The sequence below is a fragment of the Microbacter margulisiae genome (assembly GCF_014192515.1).
In the GTDB taxonomy this organism is placed as follows: domain Bacteria; phylum Bacteroidota; class Bacteroidia; order Bacteroidales; family Paludibacteraceae; genus Microbacter; species Microbacter margulisiae.
Genome location: NZ_JACHYB010000002.1, coordinates 195908 through 208121 on the forward strand (window position 1 = coordinate 195908; position 12214 = coordinate 208121).

A 12214-nucleotide genomic window follows, 5' to 3' on the forward strand; every position below is an offset into this window, starting at 1 on the left:
ATTACTGTTTATGTTTAATCACTGAGCATATTTCTGGGTTATTTTTTGAACAATCTTCAAAACCAGTTCAGTTGCTTTTTCCATCGATTGAACAGGAATATACTCATATCGTCCGTGGAAATTATGCCCACCGGTAAAGATATTTGGACAGGGTAATCCTTTGAAAGAAAGCTGAGCTCCGTCTGTACCCCCACGAATCGCCTTAATTTTAGGGGCTATTCCAATCTCTCTCATTGATTCTTCCACAATATCTACCACATGCATTACCGGTAGAATTTGCTCCCTCATATTGAAATACTGATCTCTCAAAGTCAACGTAGCACAATTGGGATATTCCATATTGATTTTTGCAACCCATTGTTGCATCTCTTTTTTTCGGCTTTCAAACTTTGCACGATCATGGTCTCGAATAATATACGATATAGTTGTTTTCTCCACCGTTCCATTCATGGATGTCAGGTGATAGAAGCCTTCATAATTTTCAGTATGCTGGGGAGTTTCCTGTTTAGGTAACATATTCACAAACTGGTTGGCAATCAACAATGAATTTATCATTTTATTTTTTGCATAACCCGGGTGGACATTTCGTCCTTTAAAAGTAATGGTTGCCCCGGCTGCATTGAAATTTTCAAACTCCAACTCTCCTATTTCACCACCATCAAGTGTATAAGCCCACTCCGCATTGAAGTTAGCGACATCAAACTTACTGGCGCCCAATCCGATTTCCTCATCCGGATTAAAAGCAACACGTATAGTACCGTGTTTGATTTCAGGATGTTGAATCAAATAACTCATTGCCGTCATGATTTCAGCAATTCCGGCTTTATCATCAGCACCTAACAGAGTATTGCCATCCGTTACAACAATATCATGTCCTTTATACTGTAGCAATTCGGGGAAATCACGTGGAGAAAGAATAATGTTTGCCTCTTTATTCAATATGATATCTCCTCCGTTATAATTTTTTTCTACACGTGGATAAGCATTTTTCCCCGTCATATCGGGACTTGTATCCATGTGTGCAATAAAACCAATTGTAGGAATGGTCTGGGCAACATTTGAGGGAACAGTCCCCATCACATATCCATATTCGCTGATCGAAATATCTATCAGTCCAAGTTGCTTCATCTCTTCTGCCAAAACCTTGGCAAACATCATTTGGGTAGGGGTACTCGGAGTGACACCGCTATTTTCGTCAGAAGTAGTTTCAAAAGAAACATAATGTAAAAAACGATCTACAAGTTCTGTATTCATAAAGTTTTGTATTAAAAAACCAAGAGGCATAATCTATAATTCGTTATTTGATTTTCCAATCAGATAACAGAATACATAGATTGTGTTTCAATGATCAATGAATTTGATTTATTTAGTTCATAATCTGCTCTGTTACAGAGAAACATTTATCTTGCGACGCTACGGTCCAGTAAGCTGCCGAATACGACATAATGAATTGAATGGTTGACTTCTTAGGCAGCAATATATGGGCAGAATTTTGAGCCTCATCTCGATGTGAAAAAGGAGGGAATGAGTAATGATTCTTCATAGGCAAACATTAAATATTGGAAGTTGTATCTTTAAACGTAAAGATACAACTTTATATTGCATCTCAAGTGTTAATGCTTTCAAATTGAAAGCGACTCATCCGCTAATTTACGCAAATTAATAAGTGCATACCTCATACGACCTAAAGCAGTATTGATGCTGACACCTGTTTTATCGGCAATTTCTCGAAAACTCAGATCTTCATAATAACGCAAATGCACGACTTCCTGCTGTAAATCAGGGAGATACTTTATTAACTCCCGGATATTATTTACCAGTTGGCGCTGAATTAAATCATCTTCTGCCGAAGGATCAGAAAGACGAATGTTATTCAATAAATCATAAGGATGATCTGGCTGATGAATAGAGACTTCAGGTTGATTTTTCCGATAATAATCCATTATCAGGTTGTGCGCTATGCGAATAACCCACGATAAAAAATGTCCATTTTCAATATAACGATATTGTTTGATAAATGTGACAACTTTTACAAATGTATCTTGAAAAAGATCATTTGCCAAAGATTCATTTCTGACAATCAGATAAATATATTTGAACACTCGTTCCTGATGCCTGGACAACAATTCTCTGAATGCTTCCTGATTGCCGGCTTGATAGTATTTGACCAATTCATCATCAGGCAAATTTGCGAATAATATTTTCATTACATTTTCGACTTAAGGTTGAAAAGTAACTGTTCTACATAGGCAAATGAAATTTTAAGAAGTCCTAACAATAGGTGTTTATGAGAAGCAAAGTTACACTTTGTTTGTGAAATCAAATACAAAAACGCATTTTTTTATTGTCCCTATATTTGATCTGTTTGAATCCTGCTTTTAATCATGCTTCAAGAATAAGAGCCTTCTTTTATATATCTTTGTGAACAAAAATAAGGGTTATGGAAAAAAGACTCAGTATCAAAGATTGGAAAGAAGAGGATCGTCCCCGGGAGAAATTGATTGATAAAGGTAGCAGAGCATTGTCTGATGCAGAACTATTAGCTATTTTAATCGGATCGGGAAATAAAGAAGAAAGCGCAGTGGAATTATCCCGGCGTATTTTACACCAACTCAATAACAGTCTGGATGACTTAGGGAAAGTGGATATTCCTTTTTTGACAAAATCTTTCAAAGGTATTGGAGAAGCGAAAGCCATTACAATTCTTGCAGCACTTGAGTTAGGACGAAGAAGAAAACTTTCCGAAGCTACCGAGCGAACAAAAATTTCTGAAAGTCAGGATGTTTTTCATGTATTTGAGCCACTGTTATCCGATATTCCACACGAAGAATTTTGGGTATTGCTGCTCAACCGTGCGAATAAAATCATCGGGCAAACGAGACTATCACAAGGAGGAACTGGTCAAACTGTTGTTGAAATTCCGCAAATTCTGAAATTTGCCATTGACAAACTGGCCACGGGAATTATAGTATGTCATAATCACCCGTCCGGCAATACAGAACCCAGTACGCAAGACATGCAGATTACCACAAAGCTTGCTGAGGCATGCAAAATCATGAGCATATCGTTGCTAGATCATCTAATAATCGCTCATCATCAATATTATAGTTTTGCCGATAATGGCAGAATACCATCACGTTGAAGGTCATTTCTTGGTAATTTAAGCATATTGCATTATCTTTGTACCCCCTTTGGATAGGCGCCTATTTTTTGAAAATGAACACCGTATCCAAATAATCTGAATAATCATAATGCGATTTTTTCGCTAAACCCTTAACATATTTGATCTGTTATTATGGCAACTACAGCTGATTTTAGAAATGGAATGTGCCTCGATATTGATGGACAATTTTTCTTTATTGTTGAATTTCTTCATGTAAAACCAGGGAAAGGTCCGGCTTTCGTACGCACCAAACTAAAAAATGTACAAACCGGTCGTGTCATCGACAAAACTTTTAACTCTGGAGTTCGCGTTGAAGAAGTCCGTATCGAACGTCGTCCTTATCAATTTCTGTATCACGACGATATGGGATATCATTTTATGAATAACGAAACCTTCGAACAAATTTCAATTCCAAAAGAAAACATCAATGGCGTTGATTTTCTGAAAGATGGAGAATCAGTAGAAGTAGTTACACACGCTGATTCAGAAACTGTTCTGTATGCTGATGTTGCTACGCACGTCGTACTTCAGGTTACTTATACCGAACCGGGATTAAAAGGTGACACAGCAACCAACACATTAAAACCGGCTACTGTTGAAACCGGCGCAACAGTTCGAGTTCCTTTATTTATTGAAGCCGGAGAAAAAATAAAGGTAGATACGAGAGACGGTTCGTATGTTGAAAGAGCAAAATAAACGTAACATTATCTTATCCATAAACAAAAAAGAGGTCGCATCAAGCACAACAGCTTACGACCTCTTTTTTTATTATAAATATGTCTCGTCCTGAAATAGCGTTACACAAAAAGCGTAAAATAATGGAAGAAATTAAGAATCAGTATGTAAAGCACACTCAAAAGGATTATAGCATGTCCTTTAAATTATCGATTATTTCAGAGATAGAACGAGGAGATATCTCAGTCACATCAGCTACGAAGAAATATGGTATACAGGGAAGATCCACAGTTGTTGGTTGGCTCAGAAAATATGGTACCTTTGATTGGGAAAATCAAACGCCGAGTAATATGCCAAAAAGTAAAGATCAAAAGATCCTTGAATTAGAACAAAAGATCAAGGTTTTAGAAAAGCAAAAGGCATTTCTAGAAAAACAGGCAGAGCAATCTGATATGAAAGCAGCTTTCTTTGACATGATGGTTGATATGGCAGAAAAAGAGTACAATATCTCTATCCGAAAAAACTCTTTACCCGAACAGTCGACCGATTCAGCCAAGAAAACAAAGAATTCGTCTTGACTTTTACAAGCTTTAAATACTAAAAAAAGGGAAGAGCCGTTTTATGAAAAGCAAAACTATAAAACACCACTCTTCCCCATGTACTTAGTACTCGACAAAGATACAATAAATAAAGAAATAGTGCCATTCATCCCTGTACCCAAGAGAGGGTTCAGGACAAAGTGTGATATCGCCGAGATTGTTAACTGCATATTGTACAAATTAAAAACAGGTTGTCAATGGCATATGTTGCCCGTTAAAAGTTTATTTTCTAATGTCGTATTGCATTATAAGACTGTTTTCGGTTATTTTCGTACATGGTGTAAATCAGGAGTGTTACAACAAATCTGGTTTGGTTTATTGAATAAATACAGAGCCTCATTGGACATGTCCAGTGTTGATTTGGATGGCAGCCATACCCCCGCATTACGTGGAGGAGAACAGGTTGCTTATCAGGGTCGGAAGAAAAGGAAGACTACCAATGCTCTTTATCTTACAGACAGACAAGGTATCCCATTGGCCATATCAGACCCGATAGAAGGGAATCACAATGATTTACATCAAATTAAAGAACGTTTTACCGACATTATTGATTCGCTGAATAACTCCGATATAAGAGTTGATGGTCTTTTTCTTAATGCCGATGCAGGTTTTGACTCTGCGGAGTTCAGAGAATTCTGTTCTTCCCATGAAATAATACCCAACATCGCTATTAACTGGCGTAACGCAGCACATACGGATGATATATTCTTCGATGAATTGCTCTATCAGCAACGCTATTGCATAGAAAGAACCAATGCATGGATGGATAGTTTCAGATCTCTATTGAACAGATTTGATGTTACTTGCTCCAGTTGGCAAAGCTTTAACCTTATCGCTTTTATCGTGATACTACTTAAGAAAATTACTAAACAGAAAAAGTCAAGATGACTTCAAAGTGAGCAAAACCTCCACCTGTGGATTGCTCGGGGTAAGTAGACAGGTTTATTATCGTTATTGTAGGTCAAAACAGAAGAAACAGGACAAGGCAGAGCAAGTATTAACAATGGTTCGTCCCATACGGAAAAATATGCCCCGAATAGGATTCAGGAAGTTATATTATCTTCTTTATGAACCATTAATAGAATTACATGTTGGCCGTGACAAGTTTCTATCTATACTAAAGGCTAATCAGATGTTGATTAAACCAAAGAGAAATTATCGTATAACCACAGACTCCCACCATCGTTTTAGAAAGCACAAGAATTTGGTGGCAGATATAGAACTGACCCATCCCGAACAGGTTTGGGTATCGGATATAACTTATATCGGGGGCAGGGACAGGAACTGTTATCTGGCATTAGTTACAGATGCATATTCCAAAAAGATCATGGGTTATGATGTTTCTAATAGTTTGTCCACTGAAGGTTCTTTGAGAGCATTAAACATGGCCATTAAACAAAAAAAATATAAAAACAAACTGATCCATCATTCGGATAGAGGATTACAGTATTGCAGTAACGATTATCAAAATGTATTGAAAAAGAAAAAGATTATACCAAGTATGACTGAGCATTATGACCCTTATGCCAATGCGATAGCTGAGAGGGTAAATGGGATATTAAAACAGGAGTTTTTTCTGGAGGATTATCTGGTAGATATCAAAACAATGAAATTATTGGTAGAAGATGCTGTTCATATTTACAATACACAAAGGCCACACTGGTCGTGTTACATGAAAACACCTGAACAGATGCACTGCCAAAAAGAAATAAAAATTAGAAATTATAAAAAGCAAAACCTTATCAAGGCTAGCCTTGATAAGGTTTGATAAAAAGAGTATTTTTGTTCAATAAACCTGTAACGGTTTTTTAGGACTAGTCAATAGCAAATTAGCGCATAAAAGCAGACACTTTTTCCTGCATCACCGCAGATAAAGCCTGATTTGAAGCTACAATTTCACCGGAAAAGAGATATTGATCACCTCCTGAAAAATCAATTACCGTCCCTCCTGCTTGTTTTACAATAAAGGCTCCAGCAGCAACATCCCAGGGTTTTAAATCGTATTCAAAAAACGAATCAAAACGGCCGCATGCCACATAAACCAAATCAGTCGCTGCCGATCCAAGTCGACGAACGCCCCGTGCTTCTATCATCCCCCACTTCATCAACGCTATGTAATTATCCAGTTGGTCAAAATTAGAATACGGAAATCCTGTTGCTAACAATGCGTTAGTAATATTATCTGTACCTGATACATGAACCTCCTTCCCGTTCAGGTAGGCTTTGCTCCCTTTCCAGGCATAAAAACATTCATCGTGTCCAATCTCATAGACAACACCCAACACCAATTCATTATCTTCCAGTAATCCGATACTTACCGCATAAAGAGGAATACCGCTGATAAAATTTGTAGTACCGTCCAATGGATCAATCACCCAGTTAAAATGCTCTCCCCGTTTGGTAGAAGTACCTTCCTCCACGATAAACCCCGCATCAGGCACAAGAGGTTGTAATGCCTCTACCAATTGTTGTTCGGATGTTTTATCCACATAACTCACTAAATCGTGCAATCCTTTACTTTCCACCTTACTCAGATCGAAATGGGCACGTTCGTTTGCTATAAATTTACCTGCAGCACGGGCTTGTATACAAACCAATAAACACAGTTCCTGATAATCCATTTTCTTATGTTGTTTTCAAAGCGGCAATGGCCTCTTTTAGTGACATGATTTTACTTTCGGCATCAGCCAGCTTTTTCCTTTCCATGTCTACTACTTCGGGTTTGGCATTGGCTACAAATTTCTCATTTCCAAGTTTCTTATTGACCGATGCCAAAAACCCTTCCTGATAGTATAGCTCATCCTGCAATTTCTTTAGTTCTGTTTGCACGTCGATCAAAGCTTCCAATGGGATAGCATATTCCGTAGTGCCTACCATGAAGGGAGCAATACCAGTCGCCTTTTCACTGATTATTTCGATCTTGCGCAGATTAGCCATTTTGAGCATTACAGCCGATAATTCAGGTAATGAACCATTCATGATCTGTAACACAAGTAGCTCTTTGTTAGGAATATTTTTTTGTAACCGAATTGTCCGGATGGCAGCAACAATCTCTTTTGCATTATCAAATGTAGCCAACAAGGTTGTATCAATTACTCCGGACTGAGGCAAAAGGCTTATCATAATGCTATCTCCTGCACTCCTTTCTTTCAATGCATGATAAAGTTCTTCCGTAATAAAAGGCATAAACGGATGCAACAATTTAAGCAACTTCTCAAAGAAAGCAATGGTAGCTTCCAATGTCTTACTGTCAATTGGCTTCTGATATGCCGGTTTGATTAATTCCAGATACCAGGCAGAGAATTCATCCCAGAAAAGTTTGTATACGGACATCAATGCCTCACTGATGCGATATTTCCCAAATAAATCATCTATCTCTTCAATAGTCTGATTCAATTTGGAATCAAACCAACGGATCGCTATCTGAGAAGATTCAGGTTGTTCGATATCTGCAATATCCCATCCTTTTATCAATCGCAATGCATTCCATATCTTATTATTGAAGTTGCGTCCTTGCTCACATAAAGCTTCATCAAATAAAATATCGTTACCGGCAGGCGCTGACAACATCATTCCCATGCGAACTCCGTCGGCTCCATATTTTTCGATCAAAGCCAACGGTTCAGGAGAATTTCCTAACGATTTCGACATTTTTCGTCCCAGCTTATCCCGTACGATTCCAGTAAGATACACATGATGAAAACAAGGTTTTTGTCGATATTCATAACCGGAAATAATCATACGTGCTACCCAAAAAAACAAAATGTCGGGAGCTGTAATCAAGTCAGCCGTAGGATAGTAATAATTAACATCTGGGTTATCGGGATGATTAATGCCATCAAAAACAGAAATCGGCCATAGCCATGAAGAAAACCAGGTATCGAGCACATCTTCGTCCTGTCGCAAATCATCTATAGACAAAGGATAGGGCGTCATTGCCAACGCTTTTGTATAAGCTTCCTCTTTGGTCAACGCCACAACATGCCCTCCATGCGGCAGATAATAAGCCGGGATACGATGTCCCCACCACAACTGACGGGAGATGCACCAGTCTTTCACGTTTTCCATCCAGTGCCGGTAGGTATTTTTGAATTTCGGAGGAACGAGTTTAATTTCATCATCCATCACCGCTTCCAAAGCAGGCTTTGCCAATTCTTCCATCTTCAAGAACCATTGCATCGAAAGCTTTGGTTCTATCACCACATTGGTACGTTCCGAGAAGCCTACTTTGTTAGTATAATTTTCCACTTTCTCAAGCAGACCAACAGCTTCCAGATCTTTCTCAATTTGTTCCCGTACCGCAAATCGATCCATCCCGGCATACATTGCTCCATGTTCGTTTAGCGTGCCATTGTCGTTGAAAATATCAATGGAAGGCAAATTATATTTCTCGCCCAGCATATAGTCGTTAACATCATGGGCCGGTGTCACTTTCAGACAGCCTGTTCCGAACTCAATATCCACATAGTCATCTTCAATGACAGGAATTTCCCTGTTAATGAGCGGGACAATTACTTTTTTGCCTTTCAGATGAGCATTTTTCGGATCATTCGGATTAATGCACATTGCCGTATCCCCAAGAATCGTTTCGGGACGGGTGGTAGCCACGACAGCATATCCATCTTCGCAAGCCAGTTTATAGCGTAAGTAATAGAGTTTTCCCTGTTGTTCCTTATAAATCACTTCTTCGTCGGAGAGTGCAGTTAATGCCTTCGGATCCCAGTTAACCATACGCACACCGCGATAAATTAATCCTTTGTTATAGAGATCCACAAAAACTTTATTGACACTTTCAGAACGGGGTTCATCCATTGTAAAACAGGTACGGTTCCAATCGCATGAAGCTCCAAGCTTTTTCAATTGTTCCAGAATAATACCGCCATGTTTGTGTGTCCATTCCCATGCATGTCCAAGGAATTCTTCCCGTGACAAATCTTTTTTGTTGATTCCTTCCGAAGCAAGTTTAGCCACCACTTTTGCCTCCGTAGCAATCGAAGCATGATCGGTTCCTGGCACCCAACAGGCATTTTTTCCCTGCATGCGTGCACGTCTGACTAAGATATCCTGAATAGTATTATTCAGCATATGGCCCATATGCAATACTCCGGTCACATTTGGCGGCGGAATAACCACTGCATAGGGTTCACGTTCATCAGGCGTTGAATGAAAAAAACCGCGATCCAACCAATATTGATACCATTTCGATTCTACTTCCGAAGGGTTATACTTGCTATCTAATTCCATGAAACATTATAAGTTAGATGACACAGAGGTCATTGATCAATTTGAATCACAAAATTAGCGAAAATATTCGAACCCGTCGCAGAATCTTCATTTACAGTATATGGAAATCATTCTCCAACGAAAACCGCTATAAACACTATATGCTATGGTGGTTTTTCTCAGGTGCTTTTATCTTTCTCACTAATTGAAAGATAAAAGAATCTCCCGACTTTAACAAGCCGGGAGATCAACTAGACAATCTTTTTTAGTAAGAAACCATACACCTATTTCGACAAATCAATAGCATAATAAGCAACTTCCCCATTGGGATAGATTCCAGTGATAAATAACCCGTGATCACGGGCTGACGCATTATTAATATGATTTACAATGGCCTGAAGCTGAGAAATCGAGTAAACTGGCTCATTGTCAATTTTGACAATCACCAAACCTTTTTTCACGCCAGCCTGAGCCAGAACGCTCTTTTCCTGCAGGCTGACAACCTGAACGCCGCCCGATATATTCAATTGTTGCTTAAGAGTATTGTTGATTTCTTCAAATGAAGCCCCTAATGCTTCAAGTCCTTTATTCTGAACTAACTTGGTTCCTCCTGATGCATTATGAAGTGTAGCTTCAATGGTTTTAACCTTACCTGCACGGTTAATGGTAACGGAAATTTTATCTCCGGGATGAAACTGGCTGATTTGCCCTTGCAGATCTGCAACCGAATTGACCGTAATATCATTAATCTTGGTAATAACATCTCCTTCCAGTATACCTGCGTCTTTTGCTGCGCTTCCGTCTTCGACCCCAGCCACATAAGCTCCATTAAGCGTCTTCAGATCTTTTTTCTTTGCAAGATCTGCATTAATATCCTGAATGGTGACACCTAAGACAGCCCGTTGTACCACACCATATTTTTTCAAATCAGCTACAACTTTCTTTACAATGTTTACCGGAATAGCAAAACCATAACCATCATAGGTTCCTGTTTCAGACGCAATAGCCGTATTGATACCTACCAGTTCTCCTTTTGTATTTACCAAGGCACCTCCGCTATTTCCGGGATTAATCGCAGCATCGGTTTGAATAAATGATTCGATAGGCATTTTAGAGGAGATGATGTTTATATTTCTTCCTTTCGCACTTACAATTCCTGCTGTAACTGTCGATGTTAAATTAAAAGGATTGCCTACAGCCAACACCCATTGTCCTACTTTCAAATCATCCGAATTGCCGAAAACGATCGTTGGAAGGTTCTTTGCATTAATCTTCAGCAAAGCCAGATCGGTATTAGGATCTGTACCGACAACCGTAGCATCAAACTTACGTTTATCATTGAGCACTACTTCTATATTATTTGAACCTGCTACTACGTGATTATTGGTAACAATGTAACCATCCGTTGAGATAATAACGCCAGATCCACTTGCCATTTGAGGCTCCATACGGCGGGGATTATCAGGCATCCCAAAGAAGAAATTAAAAAACGGATCTTGTTGCATGCCATTACTCATGTCCTGAGACGAAGGCATAATTTTTGTCATAACGTGCACAACCGCATCAACCGTGTGAGCTGCCGCAACGGTAAAGTCAGGCCCACCGGCATTATCATGACCAGAAGTTACATAATCTGCATCCGAAATAGGTGTCTGGATAAACCCTCCGGTTGCCACGATTTCCTTAGCATACTTAGAATGGCCCTCAGCAGATGCTGCAGTCAAACCAATAAATAAAAGCATCACACTTACAACTTTCATTTTCATATGTTTACTTGTTTTTGAGTGAATAAATATCTTTGGATTTAACTTAAAATCGAAGGCAAATATCAACATAAAAAAGAGAATATGTCACTATCCCGATGCTAAATATTGTTGCCTTTCGTGTCATTTAACATTTCGATTTTGAGATTTAGAGGTTAATGCAAACCTCGGAAGCGAAATGTTAAAATCAAAGAAAACGATCACATAACGAACCGGTTAGTAAAAGCAAGAATATATCATCTAAACAAAAAACGTTCGCTATACTCTGCATCATCGCCTTTTGCATATCCATTCATGCAAGTTCCACCAATTTAAGTAAAAACAGTCGTCTTATAAAATTCTTTTTCGCTTTGGAATATTCTGAAGAACGGAAATCATCACAGCCAAAACACTTATATTCGCACGAAATAAGCTATCTTTGTCCGTAGAAAGCAGGTCGGCTTGTCGCTTCGTAATGCGAAGAGGAAAGTCCGGGCAACACAGAGCATCATATTTCCTAACAGGAAGCTGTTTGCAAAAGCAGAGTAACGTAACAGAAAACAACCGTCCCTAAGCGGGATAAGGGTGAAAAGGCGAGGTAAGAGCTCACCGGCATTCATGGCAACATGAGTGGCCGTACGTCTTATGAGTTGCAAGGCCATGTAAACCAACGATTGAGGATTGCTCGTCCAATGTTGGAGGGTAGGCCGCTTGAGATTGTTGGCAACAACAATCCTAGATAAATGACAGGCATTCTGCATAGCAGAAGACAGAACCCGGCTTATAGACCTGCTTTTTATATAACTAATTTT

At 38.9% G+C, this 12214-nt stretch carries 10 protein-coding genes and 1 other RNA gene; 6 read left to right on the forward strand and 5 right to left on the reverse strand.

Annotated features, from left to right (window positions below; all coding sequences use genetic code 11):
- Positions 1-18: 18 nt before the first annotated feature.
- Together pepT and FHX64_RS10055 are read right to left on the reverse strand one after the other, a co-directional pair.
- Positions 19-1254, reverse strand: coding sequence for a peptidase T (pepT, locus tag FHX64_RS10050; RefSeq protein ID WP_183413732.1), 1236 nt, complete (start codon positions 1252-1254; stop codon positions 19-21).
- A gap of 368 nt (positions 1255-1622) precedes the next feature.
- Positions 1623-2207, reverse strand: a complete 585-nt coding sequence (locus FHX64_RS10055) for an RNA polymerase sigma factor (RefSeq protein ID WP_183413733.1) — start codon at positions 2205-2207, stop codon at positions 1623-1625.
- Positions 2208-2440: 233 nt separating this feature from the next.
- On the opposite strand from FHX64_RS10055, the gene radC reads away from it, so the two are divergent.
- From radC to FHX64_RS10080, 5 genes are all read left to right on the forward strand, one after another.
- Positions 2441-3142, forward strand: coding sequence for a RadC family protein (radC, locus tag FHX64_RS10060; protein ID WP_183413734.1), 702 nt, complete (start codon positions 2441-2443; stop codon positions 3140-3142).
- A gap of 153 nt (positions 3143-3295) precedes the next feature.
- Complete coding sequence (gene efp, locus FHX64_RS10065; protein WP_183413735.1) at positions 3296-3859, forward strand: elongation factor P; 564 nt, start codon at positions 3296-3298, stop codon at positions 3857-3859.
- A 122-nt stretch (positions 3860-3981) separates the two neighbouring features.
- Complete coding sequence (locus FHX64_RS10070; RefSeq protein ID WP_221202195.1) at positions 3982-4416, forward strand: hypothetical protein; 435 nt, start codon at positions 3982-3984, stop codon at positions 4414-4416.
- A gap of 78 nt (positions 4417-4494) precedes the next feature.
- Positions 4495-5325, forward strand: a complete 831-nt coding sequence (locus FHX64_RS10075; protein WP_183411862.1) for an IS5 family transposase — start codon at positions 4495-4497, stop codon at positions 5323-5325.
- 7 nt (positions 5326-5332) lie between these two features.
- On the forward strand, positions 5333-6205 hold the full coding sequence (locus tag FHX64_RS10080) for an IS3 family transposase (protein ID WP_183413736.1): 873 nt from the start codon (positions 5333-5335) through the stop codon (positions 6203-6205).
- 61 nt (positions 6206-6266) lie between these two features.
- Here the strand turns inward: FHX64_RS10080 and FHX64_RS10085 are convergent, their stop codons facing one another.
- The 3 genes from FHX64_RS10085 to FHX64_RS10095 form a co-directional block, all read right to left on the reverse strand.
- A complete protein-coding gene (locus tag FHX64_RS10085) occupies positions 6267-7058 on the reverse strand; it encodes an inositol monophosphatase family protein (RefSeq protein ID WP_183413737.1) in 792 nt (263 codons plus the stop codon).
- A gap of 4 nt (positions 7059-7062) precedes the next feature.
- Positions 7063-9681, reverse strand: a complete 2619-nt coding sequence (locus tag FHX64_RS10090) for a valine--tRNA ligase (RefSeq protein WP_183413738.1) — start codon at positions 9679-9681, stop codon at positions 7063-7065.
- A gap of 263 nt (positions 9682-9944) precedes the next feature.
- The gene (locus tag FHX64_RS10095; protein WP_183413739.1) at positions 9945-11426 is read right to left on the reverse strand and encodes a Do family serine endopeptidase; all 1482 of its coding nucleotides are present in this window, start codon (positions 11424-11426) and stop codon (positions 9945-9947) included.
- Between the two features lie 425 nt (positions 11427-11851).
- Between FHX64_RS10095 and rnpB the strand changes: the two genes are divergently transcribed.
- Positions 11852-12202, forward strand: an RNA gene (gene rnpB / locus FHX64_RS10100) — RNase P RNA component class A.
- Positions 12203-12214 lie beyond the last annotated feature (12 nt).